Here is a 26,092-nt window from a genome sequence, read left to right on the forward strand (position 1 = left end):
ACGCGATTTGCGCATTTTGTTGTTGGCTTAGTGACTTACTTTTGCGCGGTTTGTTTATCGGCCTGCTGTTGTGCGACTTGATTGGTAGCAATGAAGTCCAACAGTATTTCAGAAGCCTCTTTTGCATAGGTGTCTTCTTCGATTGGTACTATGTCTTCAACCGATGTTAGCCGTTCTAAGCCAAGGGCTTTGCGACGCGTATTTTCTCTCTCTAGCTCTCTTTTTTTGCCTTCTTCTCGTTGCTGTATTCGAGTGCTTTCCTGTAATGATACGGTCTTATAGCTTTCTGCCAGTGATTTAAATTCACTGATTTGATCGTTTATTGCCACAAAGTTAGGATCTTTGGCCATTCTGGCTTCATGACGCGGTTCTAAAATCGGCAAGTAAGCTGGTATGTTCCAATACACAGGATAACGAGTCTCATGGATTTTGTCCCAAGGTAACGGATTATCGAGAGCACTTTCGCCTATGGTTTCTTTATCGATTAAAGAAGGGAAGGCAATATCTGGCATCACCCCTTTATGTTGAGTGCTTTCGCCAGACACGCGATAAAACTTCGCTTGGGTGATTTTAAGCTGTCCTTTGTCTAACTCTTGTAATACCTGCACGGTGCCTTTACCAAACGTTTGGTCGCCAAGAATCAGCGCGCGCCCGTAGTCTTGCAGTGCGCCGGCCACGATTTCAGAGGCAGAGGCACTCATGCGGTTAACCAAAACCGCCATAGGGCCACTGTAAGCGATGGCGGTATCGGTATCGCCTAAAGGGGTAACGCGTCCACTTTGATCACGTATTTGTACCGTCGGGCCGGAGGGAATAAATAGCCCCGTTAAGGCATTAGCTTCTTGTAAAGAACCGCCTCCGTTGTTTCTTAGGTCGAGAATCAGGGCAGAAATACCTTCTTCGCGTAATTCATCAATTAACTGTTTGGTGTCTCTGGTTGAGCTTTTATAGTTTTTGTCGCCCGCTTGGATGGCGGCAAAGTCGGAATAAAAAGTGGGCAATGTAATAACGCCAACTTTGTATTTTTCACCATCACGCTCAATTTCAACCACTTCTTTTTTAGCCGATTGGTCTTCGAGTTTTACTTTTTTGCGAACAATGCTGATGCGTTTGCTGGTTTGAGTGTCGCCTTTACTTGGGGTAACTTCCAATATCACGGTGGTGTCTCTTTCACCACGAATCATATCGACGACGTCGTCGAGACGCATTCCCACGACATCAATCATGGGTTTGCCTTCTTGTCCTACGGCAATGATACGGTCATTAGGAGCTAGGTCGCTTTGTGTCGCGGCTGGGCCACCAGGTACAAGGCGAACGACTTTGGTGTAGTCATCGTCCATTTGCAGAACCGCACCAATTCCTTCTAGAGACAAACTCATACTGATGTTAAAGGTTTCTGAGGCGCGTGGGGCAAAGTAGTTGCTATGAGGATCAAGCGCTGCCGTGATCGAGTTGGCAAAAATTTGGAACACGTCGGTGGCATTGGTTTGGTCTACTTGCTTGAGCTGGTTTTTATAGCGACGCTCAATGGTCGAAATGATCTTTTCTTCACTTTCGCCATTTAGTTTTAATGTTAATGCACGGTTTTTAAGGCGTTTACGCCAGTAATCATCTAACTCGGCTTGAGTAGTTGCCCATTTTTGCGCGTCTGGGTCGACGTTGAGTGTTTCATCGACGTCATAATCAAAGCTTTTTACCATATCGGGCAAATGCTTTTGGATATGGTCGAGTCTGGTTTCCAAGCGTTTTAAATAGAGGTTATAAATTGTGAAGGCAACTTGTGTATTACCATTTCTGAGTGCATCGTCAAAGCTACCGCGGTATTGTGATAATTCGTCGATGTCACTTTGTAAAAAGAAGCTTTTGCTCGGATCTAGAGCGTCAATATAGTAGTCAAACGCTTTGGCCGAAATGGCATCGTCAATGTGAGGTCTGTTATAATGTATGCCCTCTATCATCTCAACGAGCTCTTTGGAGACTTTGTCGTATTCATGAGGAGGTTGTAGCTCCTGATAAGCCGACGCCGATGTTGAGGTAAAGGTGTAGCCAATTAGAAGGCAAAGCAAAAGGCGTTTATAGTTCATCCGGTATGGGCTCTCTCTGTCTGTTTTATACGTCACTGGTAAAATCATATTAGACACTGGGCTGTAAGGCTAGCTTAAGTGTTAAAAAGTCACTTTTTTAAAGCAATTGTGCTTATAGGACATTATGGAATTTTCACATTTTAATGATGCTTTACTGTCATTTCTTCGTTCATCTCCCACTCCTTTTCATGCAACAGATAGTATGCGTAATGCCTTGCTTAAAGAAGGCTTTGTTGAGTTGTTGGAAGAGAATAATTGGGTCATCGAAGAGGGTGGGCGATACTTTGTAACACGCAATGAATCTTCTTTGATTGCTTTTACAACGCCGCAGCTTAGTTTTAGTCAAAGTGGCTGGCGAATGATTGGGGCCCATACCGATAGCCCATGCTTAAAATTAAAACCCAATGCGCAGGTGGACCGTTTTGGTTACCATCAGTTGGGTGTTGAGGTGTATGGCGGCGTCTTGCTTCATACATGGTTGGATCGAGATTTGTCTATCGCCGGTCGTGTTACCTTAAAAACGCAGTCTGGTGACATTGTGAGTCGTCTGGTGGACTTCAAAGACCCTATTGCGGTGGTTCCGAACTTGGCTATTCATTTGAATCGTCAGGCAAATGAAGGTTTTTCTGTTAATCCTCAAGAAGAGATCTTGCCGATTTTATGTGGCGCTGAAAACGATTTTGATTTGCATGCGTTATTAACCTCTCAGCTTCAAAAGCAATATGCTGATTTGGATATTGAGATGATTTTGGATTTCGAGTTGAGCCTATACGATACTCAGCCAGCGGCTTTGGTGGGACTGCACAAAGAGTATATTTGCTCGGCCAGATTGGACAATTTGTTGAGTTGTTATGTTGGCTTGCAAGCGTTACTGAGTTCTGATTTGCAGCGTCCAAGTTTGCTGATTTGTACGGATCATGAAGAAATTGGGAGTTTATCGGCGTGTGGGGCAAATGGCCCGTTCTTAGACGATGTTTTACGTCGTTTAACACCTAATCCAGAGCTGTATGTGCAAGCCATTCAGCGCTCCATGCTGGTGTCTGCCGATAATGCCCATGGCTTACATCCTAACTATGCTCATAAGCACGATAAAAATCATGCACCAGCGATTAATAAAGGGGCCGTGATTAAAGTCAATGCCAATCAGCGTTACGCGACCAACAGCGAAACCGCCAGTATCTATCGTGATATTGCAGCGGAAGAAAACTATCAAGTGCAGTGTTTTGTAGTGCGTAGTGATATGGCGTGCGGCAGTACTATTGGGCCAATTACCTCTGGTGAGATTGGCGTGCCAACGATTGATATTGGTTTACCGACGTTTGGTATGCACTCTATTCGTGAACTGGCCGGTAGTCGTGATGCTTACGGCTTGTATAAGGTATTGACCCGTTTTACTCAGCGAGAGAAGTTAATGACGCGTTAATTGGCATGGATCGGTCAATAAAAAAGCCGCCAGTCATTTGATTGGCGGCTTTTTCTTTTTCTATGAACGTAGTATTAGTTTTTTGCGATTAACCACTTGTCTAACTCTTTGATCTTATCTTCGGTTAGATCCCCTGTCGCTTCCAACAAACTGAGTTTTTTCACGACAAAGTTATAGCGATATTGCTCGTAAGTATTTTGAGCATCGAACAGGTTTGATTGTGCGTCAAGCAATTCAACAAGGTTGCGTGTGCCAACATCATAGCCTGCTGTAGTCGCTTCAAGTGCACTGGCACGTGAGCGAATTAACTGTTGTTGCGCTTCGATTTGAGCGACAGCAGTTTGCAGGTCAAGATAAAGGCTACGAATATTCAGTTCAATGCTTTGTAATGAACTTGCTCTTTGCTCTGTGGCAGATTCTGCTTCGGCGACTGCTTGTCTAACAGAAGCATTAATAGCGCCACCGCTGTAAAGAGGAATGCTAACGCCTAGTCCAATCGAAGAGGTGTTGGTAACGCCATCCTGATTTTGGTTTGCTGGGCTAGTGTCGCTATCTTTACGTGATAATTCCCCTGTGATCTTTACTGTTGGCGTGCGACCATTGGCTTTTTGAATGTTGATGTTGTTTTCAGCACTGGCAACAGAGAGGTTCAAAATGCGCAGCTCTTTGTTGTCACGGTGGGCTTTTGCGATCAAAGAATCCACTGTCATAGCCGGGTCAAGACGAATAGGGTAATCTTTTGCCAGTTGAGGAATGCTTTGTATTTCTCGCCCAGTTCTTTGATAAAGTGCTTTTTGTGCATAAGATACATCAGAGCGAGCGCTTAGTTCTGTTACACGGACAGAGTCGTATTCCGCTTGAGCGTCTTGTAGGTCAGTAATGGATGCTAGACCCACTTCATATTGCTTTTTAGCTCGATCAAGTTGGCTTGCAGTACTTTTTACTAAAGCCTCGGTGGTTTGCAATGTAGATTGTGCAATCAATAGATTGAAATATTCAGTCAAGGTAGTTAATGCAAGGTCTTCTTCTGTATTGTCAAAGCTAATACCGGCGCTTTCATAGCTGAGCTCTACCGCATCTACCGCATAATTAAGCGCAGGAGAATAAATGGGATAATCTAATGAAATCGCCAAAGAATTCGAGTTGTTGTCGCTATTGCCTGTATCCGCATCGGTATTTGTGTAGCCTAAGTTTCCACTGAAACTGATATTGGGATAAAGATTACCCTTGGTGACGGTGACACCTTCATTTTCAGCTCGATAAGTAGCGGCCGCCGCTCTTAAGCCTGGATCGTGTTGTTTAGCAAGCTTGTATACTTCGTAAATGCTTTCTGCGTGGGCAGTCGTACTACTTAGGACGGCTGCAGCGATAAGTGATGATATAATATGCTTTTTCATAGATCTCTGTGGGCTCGTAGTATGAAATATAGTTATAATACTACCTCAAGTTTTTCACTTGTGGCAGTGCTATTCTCGCTATATCTATTATGACTATTGACCATATCATAACGAAATATTTTAAATAGGCCTTTAATGTGGAAAATTAATGCAAGAGCCGAACGTTTTCGACTCAATGCAGAGGTTTTGTCCCAACTAATTTTTTAACTCAATTGTGTATGTGATGGTTTTTTTCGAATGGGCTTTGATTTTACCGTCTAGAGTTAGGCTATTGGCCGAGAGTTTTTTGGCCTCATTGCCTTTCAATGTGTCGATGATACCGTTGGTATTTTGTTCTATTGAATAATCTTGATCTTGGTTCGAGAGGTTTTCAATAGTGGCCTGCCAAGTTTGTGTGGCAGGTAATTTTTGAGAGGAGGCGTTAACTAAGGTTAGTGAGCCTGTTATATCTTGGCTTTTGTTTGCGACAACATTCGTTGGATAACCCGCGCGTACGGTCTTTAAGAAGACAGTATTGCTTGGGATCAGCAAATTACCTCGTTTTTGGAAGGTTCTGTATTCTCCTGGTAATCCATCTTTTTGGAAAGTGAAGCGGATGTTGTTGTAAAAACTCAGCTCCATTTTTCCTGAGCTGTTTTCATGGGTGTACAGTTGAGCGGTATGAGTTTGTTTTTCTACCTTGCTCGCACTACTTGGTAAAGGAATTAGGACATTAGAATAGGGTGCCATCTTAAGATCCTTGTTGCCAAGTGGGTAGCTGATTTCGTTATCCTGATAGTCTATTGACTGTTGGTCAGCACTCATGGCTAGGCTACTTCGCTCTGCTTTAAACAGTCTAGTGGGTGAGTTGCTAGCATAGTGGAGCAGACTATTCTGTATGGTAACGGCGGTGTTAGAGCGGTTGTGTAAGAGGGCTTGCTGAGAGACGCTGACGTTGTCGCCTTCAAAAATGAGACTGAGTTGCGGTGTCCAGGACAGTTGATTGGTCTGGTAGCTCACCATTAAATCTGTCTTTGGCGTGGTCGCAGTGCCCATTTTTTCTAACGGAATGAGATAAAAATCGTCTAATGGCAGGGTGGTTGGTCGCTCATCGATCGAGACTAAAAACGTGCGGTTATCTTGCTCAATACTTGTCAGTGTCCCCGTATAATTTAAGTCTCTTTGCTTGTGTTCCACTCTCACTTTTTGGCCAATTTGATCGAACCATTGAGAGTCAAGGTTGTTTTGTAAGTGAGTAATGGGAGAGAAGCTTTCTTGTAACGGGAGTAATGTGCCTAGGTTTGGCTGAAAGCTTAGCTGTGCGCTGTTTTGTACGACCTGACTGTTGTTCAGGCCGATAACGGCATTAACGGGTGAGGCAAACGCTATAGGTGCGACTGTGCCTAAGAGAATACCAAAGCAGAAATAAGTTGAATTTTTCATAATAGCGTCCTTCTTGCTTGTTTGTTTATACAATACTATGTTCGCTGAAACCTTGTACTGTAAAGCAGTATAAAAGTCTCTAGTGGTCGTGATGAGTCTTGCTACATGATATCCTAACTAGACAATTTAACAGCAATGCAATGTAGTAAAAATAAGGGCTTAGAGTGGAGAAAAAATTACTCATAATTGACGGTTTGAATTTAATTCGACGGCTTTATGCGGCCTTAGAGTCCGAACAAGACTCAGCACGAAGGGTCGAGCGTACTCAAAGCATTGCGGTTGAAGCGTTGGCGAAATTAACCAATCAGTTCTCTCCCTCCTATGCTGTGGTTGTGTTTGATTCAAATGGCAAAACGTGGCGTCACCAAGTGTACCCCGAATACAAATTGGGTCGTGTTCCTATGGATGATAATCTATTGGAGTCTTTGCCTGACTTTGCTCGTGTCTTTCGCTTTAACCACTTACCCTGTCTGAGAATGAATGGCTGGGAGGCGGATGATTTAATTGCCACATTGGCTGCTAAGGCTGCGAGCAATAATGTGAAGTCGTTCATTGTGTCAACCGATAAAGGGTTTACTCAATTGTTGGGCGACGAACGCATTCTGCAGTACGATTATTTTGCTAAGTTAGGTTATGACAAAATTTGGGTACCAGGAAAATATGGTGTTGAGCCTCATCAATTAGTGGATTACTGGGCGTTGGTCGGCGATACCACAAATCGCATTCCCGGCGTTAAAGGAATCGGACCTAAAACGGCATTAACCATTATCAATGCTTTCCCGACAATAGAAGAAATTTACGCCAATGTATCGTCATTTTCAGAGCGTATTCAATCTTTGCTAGCGGGTGGTTACGAGCAATGTCTGCAATCTCGCTCTCTGGTTGCTTTAAAAACCGATGTGGATATTGGGGTGCGCCTTTCACAACTCCGATATAACCCACGTAAAGTTGAGTGAATATCAAACATCTAAACACAAAAGTTGACTTGAGCCTCTTACCCATGAGTGGCGAGAGGCTTATAATAACGGCATTTCAGGCAACGGATAAATGAGAGTTTTATGTCAGAGGTAAGAACACGTATTGCGCCATCACCAACGGGTGACCCACATGTTGGGACCGCTTATATTGCACTGTTTAATATGGCCTTTGCCCGTAAAATGGGCGGTAAGTTTATTTTACGTATTGAAGATACGGACCAGACGCGTAGTACACCAGAATCTGAAAAAATGATTTTGGATGCGTTGCGTTGGTTGGGTCTTGATTGGGCAGAAGGGCCAGATGTCGGTGGACCATATGGTCCTTACCGTCAGAGTGAGCGTGGCCATATTTACGGTCAGTATGCTCAAGAATTGATTGATAAAGGGCATGCCTTTTATGCATTTGAAACAACAGAAGAATTGGATCAAATGCGCATTGAGCAAAAAGAGCAAGGCTTGCCGCAAAAATACGACGGTCGTGCTTTGGCACTAACGCCTGAAGAAGTGCAAGCAAAACTAGATGCGGGTGTGCCTTATGTGATTCGCATGAAAGTACCTGAAGAGGGGACTTGTGTTGTACAAGATATGCTTCGCGGCGAAATCGAAATTGATTGGGCGCAAGTGGATATGCAGGTGCTACTAAAAGCGGATGGTATGCCGACTTACCATTTGGCTAACGTGGTAGATGATCACCTGATGAAAATCACCCATGTTATTCGTGGCGAAGAATGGATTAACTCGGCACCTAAGCATATTTTGTTGTACCAATACTTTGGTTGGGACATGCCAACGTTATGTCATATGCCTTTGTTGCGTAATCCAGATAAATCCAAGTTATCAAAACGTAAAAACCCAACCAGTATCTTATATTATCAGCGCATGGGATACATGGCGGAAGCGGTGATCAATTATCTTGGTCGTATGGGCTGGTCCATGCCTGACGAGCGTGAAAAGTTCACATTAGATGAAATGGTTGAGCATTTTGATATTCAACGTGTTTCTTTGGGCGGTCCCGTTTTTGATGTTGAAAAACTGAGCTGGTTAAATGGTATGTGGATTCGTGAAAACTTAACCCCAGAAAGTTTTGCACAGAAATACGTTGAATGGGCACTTAATCCTCAATACTTGATGAAGATTTTACCTTTGGTAATACCGCGCGTTGAAACGTTTTCTGATGTAGCGGATGTGGCTGGCTTTTTCTTAAAAGGCTTGTTGCCCATTACTAAAGAAAACTTTGCCTCCATCAAGATGGAGGAAGAGACGCTTCGTAAGGCTATGCAATTTGCTTTATGGCGTTTGGAAGCATTGAGCAAATGGGAAAAAGACGACATATTTAATGAGATGAAAACTTTAGCGCAAGCGATGGAGATTAAGCCGAAAGACTTCTTTGCTCCGTTGTTTGTGGCGATTTCTGGTACCACAGCGTCGGTATCTGTGTTTGATTCGATGGCGATTCTAGGGTCGGATATTTCTCGAGCTCGTATGCGTACCGCGGTAAATGTATTAGGCGGGCCTTCTAAAAAAGAAGCTAAGCGTTGGGAAAAAGAATTCGCTGATCTATAAAAGATCAGCGTTTCTGCGCTAAGCGTTCATAATTAAGCAAACGCTTAACAAAAAAACCGGCTCTATGAGCCGGTTTTTTTATAAGTTGCTTTTGCTTATTAAATTAGCGAGTGGTAAACACGCTGGTTTTCTTATCTAAACTGCTTACTTGGTTGTGAATATCACGGGTATTGCCTTCAATGCTAATGATATAGCTATTGTCTCGTTGGAGTTGTTGGGCAATTTTGTCCATTTCTTCGCTCATGTGAACAGCTGTCTTGGCCACTTCTTGAATGGAGCGCGCCATATCAATGGAAGACGCTGAGCTTGTCTGAGCATTTCGCTCAATTTCGCGGATAGCCAATTCGGCTTTTTCACTAAACTCTTCAATTGAATGCAAGCTTTCTTGACCACTGTGCATGGTTTCAATAGCCGTTTGTGTTGACGATTGAATCGTGCTGACGATATCTGTTATTTTCGCTGTCGCATCAACGGTTTTTTCTGCAAGAGAGCGTACTTCATCTGCGACTACAGAGAAGCCACGACCAGCTTCACCTGCTCGTGCTGCTTCAATCGCTGCGTTCAGTGCAAGAAGGTTAGTTTGGTTTGCTAAGTCGTTGATCATTCCTATTACATTATCAATGTCTTTTGACAATTGACCAAGTTCGTTTAATTGCTCACTGGTTTTATTGACCACATTGATCGTACTAGAGAGGTTGGATAGTGCCCCTTTAATGGTTTCAGCGCCTACTTTTGCCGATTCGTAAGTGTTCTGTGATTGGCTGCTTAGGTCTTCTGTGGTGCTAGAAATACTTGAAATTGTGGTGGAAATTTCTTCTGTTGCAGCCGCGAGTGAGTTGGTTTGTTCACTGACGGAGCGGTTGCTTTGTGCGATGTTGCTAACAGAGATGTTTAGCTCTGAAACCATGTTATTTACGCCCTGGGTTGTGCTGACCACCTCGCCAATAACAGAGCCAAGCCCATTGGTCATTTCGTTTACTGAGCTACACAGCGAATCGAATTCATCATTACGCTTATTGTTTACATGTAAGCGAGCGGTTAAATCACCACTTTTCACTTTACCAAGGTCTTTAATGATCTGGTTAAGTGTTTTGTTAACACTGCTGCCTATGCCCATCATCATAAGTGCAGCAATAATAGCCACCACAATACTCACAATAATTAAACTAATGCTGGCTTGTTGAGAGCTGGCAGAGGCTTGTTGGCGGGCTTCTATTACCGCATTTTGCATGTAATCTACAGCGGCTAAGCGAGCCTGGCTAAAGTTCTCTTTGCTTGCGATAAACTGTGATTGTAAGTTTCTAAGCTGCTGGTTTTCTTTATCGAAGTTTTCGACAGCGGAGAAGTACTGATTAATGACCTCACCAAAGCGCTCTTCTAAACCAAAATTGGTAACGCGCTTATAGAATTTGTCGTAGCGATCCATAAAGGCCGCTTTGTTATCAGGAACGGGTTCAAAAATAAAATTCTTTTCTGCTTCTCGTACAGGCAGAAACTCTTGCTTTACTAGACTAAGAAAAGAGATCTCTTCGGTGACTTTTTCGCCTAACTGAGAAATTTCACCTTTTAGGCCTGAAGAACCGTTAAAACCCACTTTTTGTCTTTGATTAACGAGCAGCTTTAACGCGGCATTGTAGTTGGTTAAAGACTCTGTGATATTGCTTAAATTCTTTTGCGCTTCAGGGTCTTCTTTCAGAAGCTCTGTGTCTTCACTGAGAGTCGCCATGAAGTTTTCATTGTTGGTGTTAAGCTGCTCAAGAAAGGCGGCATAGGTACTGTTATCAATACCTGATAAAGACTCATATTCATCCATTAAGGTAATGATAAGAGAGGATAGGTCTTTGTCTACTTTTGTGAGGCGCTCAAATTTTGCAGAAGAGGTTTCTTGGACATTCAATCCTTGTAAAGCAACAGCAGTTACAACAACGAATCCAAGAATAGCTGCGATGAGCAAAGAGAGTAACTTGGTACGAAAACTAAGATTTGCCAACATATTATATCCTGCATTTTTTTATTATAAATTGAACCGATAGGCATTCGGTCACGAATCAGTAAGCATTTATTTTTTTATGACCTAGCCTAACTAAAGCGTTACAAATATTTACGTAAGCATTCTATTTCTACTATGGTCTTATTTGCAATTAAATGACACAAAAATATGGCACTTATCTATATCATTGCAGCGAATTGATAGATCTGCAAGTTAGGCTTTGTTAAGAAAGGTATTATTGGACTGTTTTTACTTCGCTTGGTCTGTTTTTTCTAAAAATCATGAGGGCTGAGCCAAATGTCTAGCTGTTGATTTCCAAGGTAGGTCACCTTCCCTTGGTAACGTGCTATGCCACTGGAGCTGAATTCAAATTTGTAGCTCCTTCTTATTTTAATTTGACCTTGAGACCATATGGGTCGCCATTCCGCTCCGGCTACACTGTCGTCGAGCAATTGCAAGTTTAACGATTCACAGTGTTTTTTTGCGCTAATCAATGCTTGTTCTCGAATGGACGTATTACGCCACCATGAGTAAACGCCGGCGGCAAGCATAAGGATAATAACAATATCAGAAAGTTGTAGGTTCATAGGTGCCAATGCTAAATCAATCAAAGTGATAGCATCATAACGAATTGTGGTTAAGAAAAGAAATACGTGGCTACCTCCAAGCAGGAGAGAAAGGAGAGGTAGCCACGTTCTTCACGCAATATTGAGCAAGTCCCATAATTATCGCATTGAAAATAAGTTAAATTTGGGCATTCGGGGCAGCGAATGTGTGGGAACCAAATTTGAGTCGTTTACTTAAGTCCAATGGCCAGTCAGGTGATAATTTATGCGGCTTCTACTGCTCTTTCTGCGTAAAGTTGAATAACCCACTGTTCAATACGTTGATCAGTAAGTTCAAACTGTTGATCTTCATCGATTGCTAGCCCGATGAAATGTTCTTTGTTATGAACACAAGCTCTGGAAGCCTCAAATTCATAGCCTTCTGTTGACCACTGACCAATAAAGGTTGCGCCTGTTGGCAGTAGTTTTTCGTATAACCATCCCATGGCGTCGACAAAATAGTCGCCGTAACCAAACTGATCACCTAATCCATACAAGGCAATAACAGTATCCTCTAACGTCAAATTGGCTAGGTCGTCTCCAATATCTTCCCAATCGGACTGAATGCCACCGAAGTCCCAAGTCGGTATGCCCAGAATAAGCATAGAATATTGTTCAAGTTGGCCCAGCTCTATGTCTTTAATGTTAAATAAATCAACTTGTTCGCCAAGCTCTTCCCATTGTTTGGCTATTTTATGGCCAACTTCTTCGGTGTTATTTGTGTCTGTGCCGTAAATAAGGGCTATGGATGAATTCGCCATGGTTTTCCTATTACTAATGGATTTGTCCGTATTGGTGACTACTGACACCAAAGTGTTGTATGAATGCCGCTTCAAATTGGTCTTCGGAAAAACCGCTTTGCGCAACAATAGAGGGTTTTGCCGCAGGGTCTTGCCTGAGTTTAGCGGCAGCCGATTTAATACGACTGCGAGTGCAATAGCTCTCAATAGATTGTCCAACAATGAGATTGAAACCAATGGCCAAGGCTTCTATGTTGAGTCCAACTTGTTGGGCTAGATGTTGAATATTCAGTGCGTCGTGTTGCGGCGTTTCTATGAGATTTTGCGCATGAAACAGTTTTCTCTGGCAGTCTTCACATTGCGATAGATGACTGAGTATTTGTAATTGTTCAATGAGCGTGAATATGAGTGAATATAGATGCCCTGCAAGACTTATTGAATGCCCCTTATGAGCGAGGATAGGCTCAAGAGCATTCAGTGTTTTTTCGGTCACGGGTAGCTGAATGACGGCATTGTCGTTACCAAGTTTGTCTCGCATGGTCACAAAATGCTGAATGATTTGATCTTCTGTTTCACCCAAGATTGCCGCCAAATGTGCAGGACTGATACGGGCTTGTAAAAGGCTGTATTGTTCGTCCTTCGCGACAAAAAAATGACCGCTAATATTTTTCGGCTGGTAAGCAATTTGCACAGAGTGTATGTCTTGTGCCGATTTGATTGGCCCGTTTCCTAAAAAAGAAAAATACAAACCTGATGGTGCTTCTTCCTGTATGGATAGATCCGTATTGCTACTTAAATGTTGGTTTAACCAGTACAGGTTTGGGAGAAGGGCAAGCAGTTGCTTATGACCGGATAGCCATGGTGCGACTGCCTCTTTGATTCTTCCGGTATTGTCATACACATCGCGCATGCTTATTTGCATCGTATGTCGCCTCTAATCTGATAATGGTTATCATTAAAGAGTTTTTTGCCATTCAATGCAAGTGATTCTCATTAAATATTTTATATGAGAATCACTTTTTTGATATTTTTCTCTGATGCCTTGTGGTGAGAAGGTGTTAATTCAGTGCGGAGACAGTAAAGATTAGTCTAAATAGTCTGCTCGGTTAAGGCCGTACTTCTGCATTTTTTGGTTTAAAGTACGGCGCGGCAGTTGAAGTTGTTCTAAGACTAACTGAATATTGCCTTTTTGCTGTCGTATGCTTGCTTCAATTAGGCTGCGTTCGAATTCTTGAACTTTTACACTAAGTGGCAGCGGGGTGATGGTGTCGATGTCGTCTTGTGCTTGATAGCCTGCTAATATTTTTGCCACGCTGGTATTCGGTTCTAGTGCATAACGCAGTGCGACGTTTCTTAATTCGCGTACATTGCCAGGCCAACCATAAAGGGTAAGTGTCTCGTGGTCTATTGGGCTGAGTTGCTTAAAGTCTTTGCCGCGCTCTTTGACCGCTATACGGCAAAAATGCTCGAATAGTAGTGGAATATCCGATCCTCGGTGGCGTAAATCGGGCAAATGTATTTGTGAGACGTTTAAGCGAAAAAATAAGTCTTGTCGAAAATCCGCCAAAGTTTGTAAGTCGTTTTTAGCGGCTGCAACGACACGCAAATCAATGTGAATGGTGTTATTGCTGCCAATTCGCTCTAATTGGTTTTCTTGTAGAACACGCAATAATTTTATTTGCATGGCGAGTGGCATGCTTTCTATTTCATCCAGAAATAAGGTGCCACCACTGGCGTGCTCAAGTTTGCCGATACGTTGTTTGTTGGCGCTGGTAAATGCGCCTGCTTCATGGCCGAACAGTTCACTTTCAAATAAATCCGCCGGAATGGCTGCGCAGTTGATGGCGACAAAGGGATGGCTGCTTCTTGGGCTGCAATCATGCAGCGCTTTTGCCACCAACTCTTTGCCACAGCCTGTTTTACCATACACGATCACATGGGTGTCCATACTGGCAAAGGTTCGAATTTGCTGTCTGACCCGAATGATCTGTTCATTTTGTCCGATGATGGTTTCCTCTAGGCCGTGTAAATCCCCTAGATACTGAGATTGATTGGCACGTTGGCGTTGAACTTTTCTGAGCTGAATGGCTTTTTCGACGGTTTTGAGTAGTCGATTGGGGTCAAACGGTTTTTCGAGGAAGTCAAAAGCCCCATCACGCAGAGCATTAACGGCAGTGTCTACATCGCCATGGCCTGTTATCAGGATAAACGGGATCTCTGGCTCTTTTGTCAGACAGTCCGCCATGAGTGTTAAGCCATCAATAGGTGCCATGCGAATGTCACTGACAATGATGCAGGGTAAGCCGATACTGAATGTGTTAATGAGCTCCTGAGCGTGGTGAAATTCTTTTACGACATAATCGGATAAGCGCAGCCATTGTGCGGTGGTTGAGCGAACGATGTCGTCATCGTCAAGTAACCAGATTTCAACCTGTTGGTCAGTATTACGGTTTTCCATATTAGGCCTTTAACAGTGTTAAGTGGAAGACCAGCTGCGAGTCTCCGTTATAGTTCGCGGTTAGTGTCCCGTTCATATCTTTTGCTAAATTTGCGCTGATAGCAAGCCCAAGCCCCAAGCCTTTGCCAATAGGTTTAGTGGTGAAAAAAGGCTCAAAAATATGAGTCAATTTGCTTTTTTCGATGCCTGGTCCATTGTCTTGATAGCAAATGGTTATTGTGTCGTGTTGCGCCTGAATAGCGATGCGAATTTTAGGAAGGATTTTATGCTCAGTGCAGGCTTGTACTGAGTTGCTAATCAGGTTTGAAAAGATTCTTTCGAGCCGAGTGGGTTCGGCCATCACTTTGTCCATATCACTGAGTGTTATTTGCTACTCTATGTCTTGTGCATCTTCGCCAAGGCTCTCTATTGCCTTATGTACAGAATGCTTGATGGATGTTGACGTCAGTTGTTCTGGTCTGCGGTAGGCCAGCACTTTTAATTCACTGGTAAGCTTTTGCATTCTGACTACCAAGGATTCTAAGTCAATGAGTGTTTTTAGCGCTTGCTCCGCATCTTGGCGTTTTAATAAAAGCTCGGCGGTGTAAGCCAATGTCCTGATTCCGGTGAGAGGCTGATTGAGTTCATGGGCAATGGCCGTTGACATCTGTCCGATGGCGGCCAGCTTTTCGGTTCTTAACAGTTCTTTTTGCGCGACCTCTAGGGCTTGGGTTCTTTCCAATACTCGTTCTTCTAAGCGAGTATTCGCTTCTAATAAATTCAGCTCTGCTTTTTTACGCTTGCTGATGTCGAGTAGCGTGACGAGATAGCCTTGTGAACCGCTCCACTTTAAAGAGGAGACCGATAGCAGGGCAGGGAAAACTTGACCATTGTCTTTTTGTAAGACGACTTCTTGTTCAAGTAAATTGCGTGTTTGAGCATTGTCTAGTGTCTGCATTTGTAACGATTTTATAAAAGACAAAGCGGTTTGGTTTTCTGGACAGTCAGGCAAAAATTCATAGAGATAATGCGTATTGAGTTGTGCTCTTTGGCCGAAATAGCGTATTCCCATTGGATTAACAAAGGAAATTTCACCGTATTTCGTCAGTTGCAGCAATCCTACATGCGTGTTTTCAATGAGCACACGCTGTTGCTGGGCACTGTTCGCTATCAGTATTTCGTTTTCTCGTTTCGAGGCAATTTTTAAGGCTCGTTCACGACGGTAGAGCCAGAAGAGAAACAGTAAGGCAAATATCCCCAAGCTGATAAAGGCAATATTTTGTGCTTTTTTTTGAATGCCTTTCAAATTAGACAGATAGTGAATTTGCCATTTAAGGTCGTCTAGAGTGACATTTTGTAACAGGTAGTTTTCGTCTTTTAGGTGATAAATTTTAGAACGAGTATTGTTGAGAAATTCAATGTCTGTGTGGTTGTCTAACCAGTTGCTGACTAACAGGCCGTTTAATTTACTGGCTAAAAACAGCAGGCTGTTTTGGTCTGTCATCACCACAAGATCCTCTAAAAGATTCCAGCGTTCTATTAAGTTGCTGACATTAATTCGAACGGCGACAGCCCCCGCCAATCCTGCTGAAGTATATACAGGTGCCAGTACAAGGTGGGCTGATTTGGACTGCACAGGATTGTAGCCAGAGATCAGCATGTATTCACCTTGTTGTTCTTTTAGTACATTGCTTAGATTTTGTTTGCTGAAATAGTCGTCTAACTCAAAGTTGGGAGATTGTTCACTTGAAACAAGCAGGTCGCCTTGAGCCGAGAGAATAAACCAATCTTGGGTCTTAGATACGTGGGTCAAATCTTCCAGTTGACGCTGCAATAGCTGCGTTAGCTTGTTGTCGTCTGGATTGTTCATAAAGTTCAGCAGGGTAGGGTTGTCTGCTAATGCGTAAGGCAGTATATGATAATTTTTTAATTCATTGCGCAGTTCAATAACATAACTGAGCAGTTGATCTTGTCCCTCCGAGTGTTTGTCGATAATCAGTGCTTGATAAGCAATGCTGTTAACAGCAAAAAATAAAGCCGTCAGTATGGTGCAGCCAGTTGATAGGAAAAATAGACGATGTTTACGGAATTGTGAAATCAAAAAAATCTCGCAGGCTTTTATTATCGTTGTTGTTTTTCACATAATAATAGTAAAGCCATGGCTTTGTAACGCACTTAGTCAATCAGATGAGATTAAAGGTACGTAATAAAGTCACCCCGATGCTGGTGGTTAGCAAGGATGCGATGGTGGTAATAACAATGATGTTTGCAGCCAGTACTGAGTTCCCCTTCATTGCGCGAACCATGATGTAACTGGCAGACGCCGTCGGGGCGGATGACATTAAAAAAAGTACGCCAAGTTCCACGCCTCGATAACCGAGCAAATAGCCGCCAAGTGTTAGCGCAAAAGGGATAAAGATAAGCTTACCAACGGAAGCAACAATGGCTCCTAGCATACCATTTTTTAAGGAACTGAAGCTCAAAGAAGCGCCCGCGCAAAGTAGTGCTAATGGTAGCGTCATTTGTGCGAAATAATCCCCTGCTTTATATAGTGTAGACGGCAGAGAAAGGCCGGTGAAAGAGGTAATAAAAGCCGCTGAAATGGCAATGATGAGCGGGTTTTTGGCGATTCCCTTTAAAATGCTAATTAGGTTGGCATTGGCGCCCAAAGCGCGACTTAAGCCAATCACGGACAAAATATTAAACAGTATGGTGACACCGCCTAGATAGACAGATGCGACAGCAAAAACGTCATTACCATAAGCGTTTACGCAATACGCTAAACCGATGATGCCCATGTTAGAGCGAAAAGCACCTTGTACTAAAACAGCACGTTCGGCTTTGTTTGAAAACCAGATAGGCAGTAGGAGCTCGAGTGCAATATAGGTGACGGTAACCGCAATCATCGCGTAGAGCACTAAAGAAAAATCGGTGTTACGGGTTAAATCTGTCTTCGATATGCTAATAAAAAGCAGTGCAGGAAGGGTGACGTTGAACACCAGCTTAGAGGCAATATCAATGAAATTATCATTAATAATTCTTACTCGGTAAAGGACGACCCCTAATGCCAATATTAAGAATATTGGCATAGTAATGGAGAAGGAAAATACCAGTACGTCTAAAAAGTTGTTCAACGCCATTCCTTACGAAAAAATATTAATCGTTGTTTTCGAAGCGGTAGCCTGCGCCGTAAACAGAGTGAATAACATTTAATTCAGGTGCCACGGCAGAGATTTTTTTACGCAGTTTTTTGATATGGCTATCAATAGTGCGGTCGCTGACGACACGACTGTCGGCATAAATACTCTTCATTATCAGATCTCGACCAAATACACGGCCAGGTTCTTTGATCAGTAGCTGAAGTAGCTGGAATTCAACGGTCGTTAAGTCGATCAAATCACCTTTGTAGGTTGCGCGTAGACGATCAACGTCTAGATCAAAGCCATCTGTTCTGGGTGATTCAGCTTGATCCAATTCAACGCGACGCAAGTTGGCTTTGACACGCGCTACGATTTCACGTGGGCTGAAAGGTTTGCATACATAGTCGTCGGCGCCCATTTCTAAGCCAATTAAACGATCGATTTCTTCCGCTTTTGCGGTCACCATAATGATAGGAACACCGCTAAATTGACGAACTTGTTTGCATATTTCTACGCCGTCCAAGCCAGGAAGCATCAAATCCAACAAAATAATATCAACTTGGTTGTTTTTGATGTAATTAACGGCGATGTCTCCACGATCAAGATGATGGTGCTCGTAACCCGCTTGATCTAAATAGGCTGCCATTAATTCCGCTAGTTTTGGTTCATCTTCAATAATCAGTACTTTGCTCATAATCTTATTCGTTCCTATTCATTTTAAGGGACTAGTTTAAAGGGAATTCTATTCTTATTCCTAAGCCACCGTCTGGGGAGTGATAAGCACTGATCGTACCCTGATGCCCATCGACAATATTAGAGCAAATAGCAAGGCCCAAACCTCTGCCTCCTGTTGCTCTGTTTCTGGAGTTTTCGACACGGAAAAACTGTTCAAAAATCTTGTCTTTATCATTATCATCAACGCCTGGAGCGGTATCTTCAAAAAGGATAATGGCTTTTTTATTCTTTTTGGATAGCTTAATAGTAAGCTTCCCTGGTGCGTTGGTGTATTTTAATGAGTTATTCATCAAATTCGCAAAAAGCTGATGCAATCGGTCCGAATCACCATTCATAACAATAGGGCTTTTTTGCGAATATTCAAACGCTAATTCTAAACCTGCCTCATTAAAGGGTAACGTCATAGATTGAACGGTTTGTTCAATAATCTCATTTAACGACGTGTCTTCCATTTGGTAACTTAAATTCCCCATATCATGCATGGATAACTGGTTTAAGTCATCAATTAGGCGCGCGATGTGAAGTGTTTCTTGTTGCAATGAAGCAAGACTTTCCGGTGTGACTTTTATAATGCCATCCTGCATCGCTTCTATTTCACCACGAAGAATCGCCACTGGGGTTCTTAGTTCGTGGGCCGTATCAGCTACCCAGCGCTTACGGGCTTCGCGGGTATGCTCAAGAGTGCAAGCCAAGTTATTAAAGTCACAACTTAGCTTTGCCAGCTCATCAGAGCCTTTTACCGCAATTCGCGTTTCAAATTTTCCTGCGGCCAATTTTTTTGTCGCTTGTTGCATAGACGTAATAGGACGACTTAACCATTGCGCCAAAGGCCAAGTAAGTAGGGCCGCAATAGCGAGCATAAACGCAGAGATCAGTAAAAATGCTTCACCTTGTTGACGCACGAATCGTAGTGTTTGATCTTGTACAAGCTCTCTAATAGAGCGTAGTCCAACATAGCCCACTATTTTTTTATTTACTTTTACGGCATGCGTTTCAGCATCGGTGAAACGCACCTTGCCAATGATAGGCTTTTGTTGGCTATCATAGAGCAGGAAACGCTGACGATAGTATTGTGATGGATAAATCAAATCCAAATTCGGTGTGCTAGGTGGTGGTATAAGATCGCGTAAATTGTCCAGCTTGGCTTGATGCCATTCGCTTTCCATGCGGCTTTCTTGAACCAGAAAATACCAATCATCGTAATAGATGTATAGGTTGGCCGTTCTGTTGGCCATTTGTTCTAAAAAGTCACGGTCGCGTTCTGTTGCATAGGATACAAATCCTCTGTCAAAGCTCCATTGAAAGACTTGCCACATGGAAACAATAAGCAAAATATTACTCAAAACAAATACAGCGAATAGTTTATGACGAATCTTTAACCCTTTGGTAATGGTCATGGCTGGGGCTGAAATCCTATTGTGTCCTGTTGAGGTGTCGCAGACAGGGAATGAAAAAAATCGATAAACAATTGCTCACCCAAAGTAGATTTGTGAGCAATTCTACTCGTCTGTTTACTATACAGTTTTTGAATGAAAGCTGGCTACTTGCTTGGAGTGTAAATAATGAGGATTTCCAATCAAGCGCTTCCTTTAGTATTATGCGTCAATTTTGTATTTTTAGGTCTATTTATGGCTGTTTTTACCGTGTTCAAAGGGTCGGTTTCGTTTGCGTTGATTGTTTTAAACACTCTGGTTTGTTTTGTGCCAGTTATGTTTCTGGCCCTGCTGAAATGTGTTTTGCCATTGGCATCCGCACGCGCGTTGTTAAATAGGGTGTTGGATAACATTGCCACGTTCTGGATAGGGGTAAATAATATTAACCAGCGTTACCTTGGTCGTTCGGTTATTGATGTGTCTGGGGTCAATGAGTTTGTGTTGAATGATTGGTATATGGTAACGGCGAATCACCAATCTTGGGTGGACATTCTTGTTTTACAGCGCCTTTTTAATCGTCGTATTCCTTTTCTTAAGTTTTTTTTGAAGCGTGAACTGATTTGGGTACCTTTTATTGGCTTAGCCTGGTGGGCATTAGAATTTCCGTTTATGAAGCGCTACCATCCTGAATTGCTAAAAAAGCGGCCTGACTTGAAAGGGAAAGACATTGAAGTAACAAAAAAAGCGTGTCAAAAATTCCAACATTTTCCGGTATCAATCATGAATTTTTTAGAAGGGACACGCATAACGGCTGATAAGCACAGTCAGCAATCCAATCAGTATAAACATCTTCTTATGCCCAAGGCGGGAGGTTTGTCCTTTGCCTTAAACGCTATGGATGGAAAACTGCATAAGTTGATTGATGTGACCATTGTTTATCCCAATGGCATTCCGAGCTTTTTTGATTACCTTTGTGGCAAGGTGTCCTTAATAAGGGTACACGTCAGAATTATGCCGATTGAGAGTGCTTTGCTGGGTGATTATCAAAATGATGCAGAATATCGGTCATATTTTCAGCAGTGGGTTAATGATCTTTGGCAGCAAAAAGATCAACAGTTTGAGCGTCTAATGCAAGATGAAGCGAAAGCTCCTAAGTAATAAATAACATATTTTTCTTCTGTATCCTTCAATCAACTGAGAATTGTATCTTTTCTATTTTATTGAAATGTCTGACCCTGTTTCTTACTCTTAATTTATCGAGGCGTTTGATATGGACATTTCTCATTTATTGACTCCACACTCACGAAACATGGAGGCTTCTTTGGTCCGTGAGTTGCTGCATTATAGTCAACAGCCAGACGTTCTATCTTTGGCTGGTGGTTTGCCAGATGAAAGCTTGATGCCAGCTTATCCAGAATTGAAGCCACTAACCGACAGTCGACAATATGGACCGAGCGAAGGCGAAAAAGACCTGCGCGAATGTATTGTGTCGATTGTGGCGGATCGAGGCATTGAGACATTTACTGATAATGTGTTGGTAACCAACGGTTCGCAGCAAGGTTTGGATATTGTTAGTCGTTTAATTTTAGATGACAGTTCGACCATTTTAACCGAGCAGCCAACATATCTTGCTGCTTGTCAGGTATTTAAATTGCAGGGAGCAAAGGTTCAAGATGTCTTGTCGGATGCAGAAGGTATGTCTGTTTCAGCTTTGCGCGATGCAATTGAAAAATATCGTCCGAAAGCAGTTTATTTGATTCCTAATTTTCAGAATCCAGCAGGGCATTGTTATAGTTTGCTGCGTCGACGCGAGATAGCTGCTTTGCTTGACGAGCAAAATATATTGCTTATTGAAGATGATCCGTATCGTGACCTTTGTTATGACAGTGTCGACCTTACGCCTATTTCAACTTTGATAAAACAAGCGCCTTGGTTGTACATGGGAAGTTTTTCTAAGGTTTTGTGGCCGGGGTTGCGAACTGGCTATATTGTTTCCTGCGACGCATTTTCTCCGTACTTGGTGAAAGTAAAGCAAGCGGTGGATCTTCATACCAACCGTCTTGCTCAGAACATGATTACCCATTTTTTCAAGTCTGGACAGTATCCAGATCATGTTACTAAGCTCCAAAAAGCTTATAAGGAAAAACGTGATGTGATGGCTGACGCATTGAATGTAGAGCTTGGAGATCTCATTGAGTTTTCGCTTCCCGCTGGTGGTATGTTCTTTTGGGTGAAACTACCCGAAGGTGTTTCATCGCAATTAGTACTAACTGAAGCATTAAAGGATAAGGTGTTGGTGCTTCCTGGAACGCCATTTTTCCCCTGTGAGAGTTCACTTGAAGATGCGTTTCTAAGATTGAGTTTTGCACGTGTTTCACCAACTCAGATCCTTAAAGCGATTAAGGTGCTCGCAAAAGTTATTCGACAGCTAGCCTAGTTATTGGACACTTGAGTACTGTGGGCTGTATGTCAATATCGATTCAGTTTTTTGCTTTGGTGCAATTTTGTGAGGGCTGGGCTGGCTTTTTATTGTATTTATGCTTGGCTAGCAGTTCCTTCTTTTTGGGCGACACGTTAGAATCTTACTTTTAAGACTTTATAAAATAGGAATATGTAATGGGCAGAGCCTTTCAAAACCGCAAAGAGTCCATGGCAAAAACGTCTGACCAAAAAGCCAAGGTTTACAGTAAGTACGGCCGTGAGATTTATGTATGTGCAAAATCCGGTGGTATTGATCCTAATGGTAATTTGGCGTTGCGTTCACTGATCGACCGTGCGAAAAAAGATCAGGTGCCAACTCACGTTATCGACAAAGCGATTGATAAGGCGAAAGGTGGTGGTGGCGAAGATTTCGACACGGCTCGCTATGAAGGTTTTGGTCCTGGTAATACTATGGTTATCGTGGATTGCTTGTCTGATAACCCAAACCGTACTTTTGGTGACGTGCGCACGTGCTTTAACAAAGTGAAGTGCAAAATTGGCAGCCAAGGCAGTGTGAGTCATATGTTTGACCATAGCGCCATTTTTGTTTTTGCGGGTAAAGATGAAGAGGCTGTTTTAGAAGCCTTAATGTTAGCTGATGTGGATGTGACGGACATTGAGCTAGAAGACGGCAAAGTGACAGTTTTTGCCCCTCATACTGATTACAGTAAAGCAAAAACGGCGTTGACCGATGCGTTTGGCGATATCGAATTTGAGGTCGATGAAATTCAGTTCGTCGCGCAAAATACAACAGAAATTCAAGGTGAAGAAGTTGAGCAGTTTGATCGCTTCTTGGATCTTTTGAACGACTTGGACGATGTTCAGCGCGTTTATCATAACGCTGAATATTAGCATCAAAGGCCTTGGTGAAGTTTCTCCAAGGCCTTTTATCTTTTTGTATGTTGGTAAAAAATGACCAAGCCTAAGCCTCAGCTTAAATCCCCTTGTGTGAATGTGTGTCTTTTGAATGATGAAGATGTCTGTGTTGGTTGTTATCGAACCGGCAAGGAAATCAGTCAATGGGGAAGCCTGAATAAAGCCTCCCAGCAGGCGGTGATGAAAAAAGTGCGCGAGCGGGAAGCTAAGAGTCATTTTGTCTCTGATTAGCGCCTTTCGGAATTAGCCTTCTTATTTTTCATTTTTGTTTTTGAGTTCTATCCATTGCGACATATATTGTGTGCTTTTAAGGCTATGGTGTCGCAGCATTAATCCCAAGAAGTGTTTCTTTCTCAAGCTTTCCTTTAGCTGAAATTGCAGTTTCAATCGATTGATTAATGTCGGTTCCCATTCTTCTGCTTGATAGCGAGCTTGTAGGATTCTATTGCCATTTTGTTGCATCAGTAGCCAGCTTTCTTTGTCTTGATAGAGTGAGACGGCGGCATCGACAAAGGTCTCCATGTCATCGGTGATGACACCATTCCAAGGCAATCCCCCGTGCATCGACTCGGCGCCAATCGTTGTGGTAATGCTTGGTGTGCCCATTTGCATGGCTTCGACTAATTTCCCCTTAATCCCAGCGCCAAAACGTAATGGGGCTAAGCAAAGTTTGGCTTGTTTCATGACGGTCTGAGCATCTTCGGCCCAACCTTTTACTAAAAAACCTTCTTTTGTGTTGTGTAACTGCGTGGCTTTGGGCGGAGGGTAAGCGCCGTAAATATGCATTTCTGCTTTTGGCAGACGTTTGCGAATCTTTGGCCAAATTTCCGTTTTTAACTGCAAAACGGCATCCCAATTGGGGGCGTGGCGAAAGTTGCCAATGCTAATAAAGTGTTGGCGCTCTTCGAAGCAGGGTAAAGAATCGATGTCTTGTGGCTTCGGCAGCATAAATGGCAGATGAAATACGTGAGTGTCTGGTACGTGAAATTCATCGATTAACAATTTTGTCTCGACTTCGGAAATCATCAAGGTCAAGTCGCAACGGTGGATAGCGGCTATTTCACGAATACCATGGTCGCTGAAAAGGTCTTCTGACGCAAATGGCCTATTTTGTTTAATCGCATCATGCCTGGCTTGCCGTAACGAGTGAAGGTCTTCCGTGTTTAGTACGCGTAATGAGTCTGGGCTAAACTTTTCTACTCGCCAGCCAAATTGCTCCTCCATCATAAAGCGGTCAAATATTACAATGTCTGCTTTTTTGTCTGCAATGTAGGCGTCAAATGAGGCATTGTTGAGCTCAATGTGTTCGGCTTTTATGCCTAATTTGGAGAGGTCTGTCATGTGCTCGGTTTGCTGGGCAGGGCTCGCAAAGGATATTTGCCATTGCTGTTTATAAAAGCACTGCAGTAGTTGCAGCATTCTACTGCCTGCGGCAGAAGAGTTGGGTTCAGGCCAGACGTAGCCGATGATAAGTAGGTGCACGGTGATTTTTCTTGGCCTCTGTGAGCTTTTGGTTCTGTATTTTAACGAGAATCAGGACATATTCATCTGGCTATTGTATCATGACCCACAGATTTGTCTTGCCTACCTCATTTGACGGGATAGTCAGGCAAGACGTAAGCAAAACATGACGTTGAGAAGATATTATGATCATAAAACCAAAGATTCGCGGATTTATTTGTACAACAACACACCCAGTAGGTTGTGAGCAAAATGTAAGAGATCAAATTGCTTTTACTAAAAGCAAAGGGGCGATTGAAAATGGCCCTAAAAAAGTACTCGTAATCGGTGCATCAAGTGGTTATGGCTTGTCTTCTCGTATCGCAGCGGCATTTGGTTCTGGTGCGGCAACCATTGGCGTTTTCTTTGAAAAACCAGGCACAGATAAAAAGCCGGGGACAGCGGGTTGGTACAACTCTGCAGCATTCGATAAAGTGGCGAAAGAAGAAGGCTTGTACGCTAAAAGCATTAATGGCGATGCTTTCTCAAATGAAGCGCGTGATACCGTGATTGACTTGATTAAACAAGATCTTGGTCAAGTGGATATGGTGGTTTACTCTTTGGCTTCTCCGGTTCGCAAAATGCCTGAGACAGGCGAAGTTATCCGTTCTGTTCTTAAACCTATTGGTCAGCCATACCGCTCTACTGCGATTGATACGAACAAAGATGTGATCATCGAAGCGGAAATTGAGCCAGCCACTGAAGAAGAGATTGCTGCAACAACGACGGTAATGGGTGGTCAAGATTGGGAGCTTTGGATGTCGGCTTTGCAAGAAGCGGGCGTGTTGGCGCAAGGGGCTCGCACAGTGGCTTACTCTTACATTGGTTCTGATATTACTTGGCCGATTTACTGGCATGGTGCGCTTGGCAAGGCAAAAGAAGATTTAGATCGTGCTTCTGCGGCTATCGATGCTCAATTGGCTAAGATTGGTGGTGGCGCGAATGTGGCGGTATTGAAGTCAGTGGTGACGCAAGCGTCTTCCGCTATTCCTGTTATGCCTTTGTACTTGGCGATGGTGTTCAAGGTGATGCGTGAAAAAGGCCTTCATGAAGGCTGTATGGATCAGATTTATCGCATGTTCTCAGAGCGTTTGTACAACAACCACAATCCAGCAGAATTGACCGATGATAAAAACCGTCTTCGTCTGGATGATTGGGAATTACGTGAAGATGTTCAGCAAGCGTGTCGTGATCTTTGGCCGCAGGTAAATGACGCTAATCTGTTTGCCGAAACCGATTACCAACTTTACAAAGACGAGTTTTTGAAGTTGTTTGGTTTTGGCTTGAATGGCGTTGATTATGATGCCGATGTCAATCCAGAAGTTGACTTTGATGTTGTTACACTTTAA

General features: G+C 43.0%; 22 protein-coding genes. 8 read left to right on the top strand and 14 right to left on the bottom strand.

What is annotated here, in order from left to right; genetic code table 11:
- Window positions 1–35: 35 nt before the first annotated feature.
- Window positions 36–2,084, bottom strand: a complete 2,049-nt coding sequence (locus tag DK187_RS06825) for a carboxy terminal-processing peptidase (RefSeq protein WP_188322969.1) — start codon at window positions 2,082–2,084, stop codon at window positions 36–38.
- Between the two features lie 124 nt (window positions 2,085–2,208).
- On the opposite strand from DK187_RS06825, the gene DK187_RS06830 reads away from it, so the two are divergent.
- Window positions 2,209–3,507: a M18 family aminopeptidase gene (locus DK187_RS06830; RefSeq protein WP_111606588.1), complete on the top strand. Its 1,299-nt coding sequence runs from the start codon at window positions 2,209–2,211 to the stop codon at window positions 3,505–3,507.
- A 74-nt stretch (window positions 3,508–3,581) separates the two neighbouring features.
- Here the strand turns inward: DK187_RS06830 and DK187_RS06835 are convergent, their stop codons facing one another.
- The gene (locus tag DK187_RS06835) at window positions 3,582–4,904 is read right to left on the bottom strand and encodes a TolC family outer membrane protein (protein ID WP_111606589.1); all 1,323 of its coding nucleotides are present in this window, start codon (window positions 4,902–4,904) and stop codon (window positions 3,582–3,584) included.
- Between the two features lie 195 nt (window positions 4,905–5,099).
- Window positions 5,100–6,326: a hypothetical protein gene (locus DK187_RS06840; protein ID WP_111606590.1), complete on the bottom strand. Its 1,227-nt coding sequence runs from the start codon at window positions 6,324–6,326 to the stop codon at window positions 5,100–5,102.
- Between the two features lie 164 nt (window positions 6,327–6,490).
- Here DK187_RS06840 and xni point away from each other — a divergent pair, with 164 nt between their 5' ends.
- Window positions 6,491–7,282: a flap endonuclease Xni gene (xni, locus tag DK187_RS06845; RefSeq protein WP_111606591.1), complete on the top strand. Its 792-nt coding sequence runs from the start codon at window positions 6,491–6,493 to the stop codon at window positions 7,280–7,282.
- 102 nt (window positions 7,283–7,384) lie between these two features.
- Entirely contained in the window at window positions 7,385–8,866 is a 1,482-nt protein-coding gene (gene gltX / locus DK187_RS06850) for a glutamate--tRNA ligase (protein ID WP_111606592.1), read from the top strand.
- A 103-nt stretch (window positions 8,867–8,969) separates the two neighbouring features.
- Here the strand turns inward: gltX and DK187_RS06855 are convergent, their stop codons facing one another.
- From DK187_RS06855 to DK187_RS06895, 10 genes are all read right to left on the bottom strand, one after another.
- Complete coding sequence (locus tag DK187_RS06855; protein ID WP_111606593.1) at window positions 8,970–10,859, bottom strand: methyl-accepting chemotaxis protein; 1,890 nt, start codon at window positions 10,857–10,859, stop codon at window positions 8,970–8,972.
- Window positions 10,860–11,128: 269 nt separating this feature from the next.
- Entirely contained in the window at window positions 11,129–11,443 is a 315-nt protein-coding gene (locus DK187_RS06860) for a DUF3301 domain-containing protein (protein ID WP_111606655.1), read from the bottom strand.
- 242 nt (window positions 11,444–11,685) lie between these two features.
- The gene (locus DK187_RS06865; RefSeq protein ID WP_111606594.1) at window positions 11,686–12,222 is read right to left on the bottom strand and encodes a flavodoxin; all 537 of its coding nucleotides are present in this window, start codon (window positions 12,220–12,222) and stop codon (window positions 11,686–11,688) included.
- 13 nt (window positions 12,223–12,235) lie between these two features.
- Entirely contained in the window at window positions 12,236–13,123 is an 888-nt protein-coding gene (locus DK187_RS06870) for a helix-turn-helix domain-containing protein (protein WP_111606595.1), read from the bottom strand.
- Between the two features lie 162 nt (window positions 13,124–13,285).
- Window positions 13,286–14,659: a sigma-54-dependent transcriptional regulator gene (locus tag DK187_RS06875; protein WP_111606596.1), complete on the bottom strand. Its 1,374-nt coding sequence runs from the start codon at window positions 14,657–14,659 to the stop codon at window positions 13,286–13,288.
- 1 nt (window position 14,660) lies between these two features.
- Window positions 14,661–14,999 carry a sensor histidine kinase gene (locus tag DK187_RS21380; RefSeq protein ID WP_223232342.1) on the bottom strand — a complete coding sequence of 113 codons (339 nt, stop codon included), beginning with the start codon at window positions 14,997–14,999 and terminating at the stop codon, window positions 14,661–14,663.
- A gap of 30 nt (window positions 15,000–15,029) precedes the next feature.
- Window positions 15,030–16,739, bottom strand: a complete 1,710-nt coding sequence (locus tag DK187_RS06880; protein WP_223232343.1) for a PAS domain S-box protein — start codon at window positions 16,737–16,739, stop codon at window positions 15,030–15,032.
- 82 nt (window positions 16,740–16,821) lie between these two features.
- Entirely contained in the window at window positions 16,822–17,778 is a 957-nt protein-coding gene (locus tag DK187_RS06885) for an AEC family transporter (RefSeq protein WP_111606597.1), read from the bottom strand.
- Between the two features lie 16 nt (window positions 17,779–17,794).
- Window positions 17,795–18,472 carry a response regulator gene (locus DK187_RS06890; protein WP_111606598.1) on the bottom strand — a complete coding sequence of 226 codons (678 nt, stop codon included), beginning with the start codon at window positions 18,470–18,472 and terminating at the stop codon, window positions 17,795–17,797.
- 31 nt (window positions 18,473–18,503) lie between these two features.
- Complete coding sequence (locus DK187_RS06895) at window positions 18,504–19,910, bottom strand: ATP-binding protein (RefSeq protein ID WP_111606599.1); 1,407 nt, start codon at window positions 19,908–19,910, stop codon at window positions 18,504–18,506.
- A 231-nt stretch (window positions 19,911–20,141) separates the two neighbouring features.
- Here DK187_RS06895 and DK187_RS06900 point away from each other — a divergent pair, with 231 nt between their 5' ends.
- The 4 genes from DK187_RS06900 (at window position 20,142) to DK187_RS06915 (ending at window position 23,474) form a co-directional block, all read left to right on the top strand.
- Window positions 20,142–21,044 (top strand): acyltransferase, encoded by a 903-nt coding sequence (locus DK187_RS06900; protein ID WP_111606656.1) that lies wholly within the window; start codon window positions 20,142–20,144, stop codon window positions 21,042–21,044.
- A gap of 112 nt (window positions 21,045–21,156) precedes the next feature.
- The gene (locus DK187_RS06905; protein ID WP_111606600.1) at window positions 21,157–22,323 is read left to right on the top strand and encodes an aminotransferase-like domain-containing protein; all 1,167 of its coding nucleotides are present in this window, start codon (window positions 21,157–21,159) and stop codon (window positions 22,321–22,323) included.
- Between the two features lie 179 nt (window positions 22,324–22,502).
- Window positions 22,503–23,219 (top strand): YebC/PmpR family DNA-binding transcriptional regulator, encoded by a 717-nt coding sequence (locus DK187_RS06910; protein ID WP_111606601.1) that lies wholly within the window; start codon window positions 22,503–22,505, stop codon window positions 23,217–23,219.
- Between the two features lie 60 nt (window positions 23,220–23,279).
- The gene (locus DK187_RS06915; protein ID WP_111606602.1) at window positions 23,280–23,474 is read left to right on the top strand and encodes a DUF1289 domain-containing protein; all 195 of its coding nucleotides are present in this window, start codon (window positions 23,280–23,282) and stop codon (window positions 23,472–23,474) included.
- Window positions 23,475–23,495: 21 nt separating this feature from the next.
- Here DK187_RS06915 and DK187_RS06920 read toward each other — a convergent pair whose 3' ends face one another.
- Window positions 23,496–24,725 (bottom strand): glycosyltransferase, encoded by a 1,230-nt coding sequence (locus DK187_RS06920; protein WP_204355592.1) that lies wholly within the window; start codon window positions 24,723–24,725, stop codon window positions 23,496–23,498.
- 164 nt (window positions 24,726–24,889) lie between these two features.
- Here DK187_RS06920 and fabV point away from each other — a divergent pair, with 164 nt between their 5' ends.
- Entirely contained in the window at window positions 24,890–26,092 is a 1,203-nt protein-coding gene (gene fabV / locus DK187_RS06925; protein ID WP_111606604.1) for an enoyl-ACP reductase FabV, read from the top strand.

The organism is Marinomonas arctica, assembly GCF_003259225.1.
Taxonomy (GTDB): Bacteria; Pseudomonadota; Gammaproteobacteria; order Pseudomonadales; family Marinomonadaceae; genus Marinomonas; species Marinomonas arctica.

What these genes read in the sequence shown, in the direction of transcription:
- DK187_RS06825 (WP_188322969.1), bottom strand. Translation starts at nt 2,084, where the DNA reads ATGAACTATAAACGCCTTTTGCTTTGCCTTCTAATTGGCTACACCTTT.
- DK187_RS06830 (WP_111606588.1), top strand. Translation starts at nt 2,209, where the DNA reads ATGGAATTTTCACATTTTAATGATGCTTTACTGTCATTTCTTCGTTCA.
- DK187_RS06835 (WP_111606589.1), bottom strand. Translation starts at nt 4,904, where the DNA reads ATGAAAAAGCATATTATATCATCACTTATCGCTGCAGCCGTCCTAAGT.
- DK187_RS06840 (WP_111606590.1), bottom strand. Translation starts at nt 6,326, where the DNA reads ATGAAAAATTCAACTTATTTCTGCTTTGGTATTCTCTTAGGCACAGTC.
- gltX (WP_111606592.1), top strand. Translation starts at nt 7,385, where the DNA reads ATGTCAGAGGTAAGAACACGTATTGCGCCATCACCAACGGGTGACCCA.
- DK187_RS06855 (WP_111606593.1), bottom strand. Translation starts at nt 10,859, where the DNA reads ATGTTGGCAAATCTTAGTTTTCGTACCAAGTTACTCTCTTTGCTCATC.
- DK187_RS06860 (WP_111606655.1), bottom strand. Translation starts at nt 11,443, where the DNA reads ATGAACCTACAACTTTCTGATATTGTTATTATCCTTATGCTTGCCGCC.
- DK187_RS06865 (WP_111606594.1), bottom strand. Translation starts at nt 12,222, where the DNA reads ATGGCGAATTCATCCATAGCCCTTATTTACGGCACAGACACAAATAAC.
- DK187_RS06870 (WP_111606595.1), bottom strand. Translation starts at nt 13,123, where the DNA reads ATGCAAATAAGCATGCGCGATGTGTATGACAATACCGGAAGAATCAAA.
- DK187_RS06875 (WP_111606596.1), bottom strand. Translation starts at nt 14,659, where the DNA reads ATGGAAAACCGTAATACTGACCAACAGGTTGAAATCTGGTTACTTGAC.
- DK187_RS21380 (WP_223232342.1), bottom strand. Translation starts at nt 14,999, where the DNA reads ATGGCCGAACCCACTCGGCTCGAAAGAATCTTTTCAAACCTGATTAGC.
- DK187_RS06885 (WP_111606597.1), bottom strand. Translation starts at nt 17,778, where the DNA reads ATGGCGTTGAACAACTTTTTAGACGTACTGGTATTTTCCTTCTCCATT.
- DK187_RS06890 (WP_111606598.1), bottom strand. Translation starts at nt 18,472, where the DNA reads ATGAGCAAAGTACTGATTATTGAAGATGAACCAAAACTAGCGGAATTA.
- DK187_RS06895 (WP_111606599.1), bottom strand. Translation starts at nt 19,910, where the DNA reads ATGACCATTACCAAAGGGTTAAAGATTCGTCATAAACTATTCGCTGTA.
- DK187_RS06900 (WP_111606656.1), top strand. Translation starts at nt 20,142, where the DNA reads ATGGCTGTTTTTACCGTGTTCAAAGGGTCGGTTTCGTTTGCGTTGATT.
- DK187_RS06905 (WP_111606600.1), top strand. Translation starts at nt 21,157, where the DNA reads ATGGACATTTCTCATTTATTGACTCCACACTCACGAAACATGGAGGCT.
- DK187_RS06910 (WP_111606601.1), top strand. Translation starts at nt 22,503, where the DNA reads ATGGGCAGAGCCTTTCAAAACCGCAAAGAGTCCATGGCAAAAACGTCT.
- DK187_RS06915 (WP_111606602.1), top strand. Translation starts at nt 23,280, where the DNA reads ATGACCAAGCCTAAGCCTCAGCTTAAATCCCCTTGTGTGAATGTGTGT.
- fabV (WP_111606604.1), top strand. Translation starts at nt 24,890, where the DNA reads ATGATCATAAAACCAAAGATTCGCGGATTTATTTGTACAACAACACAC.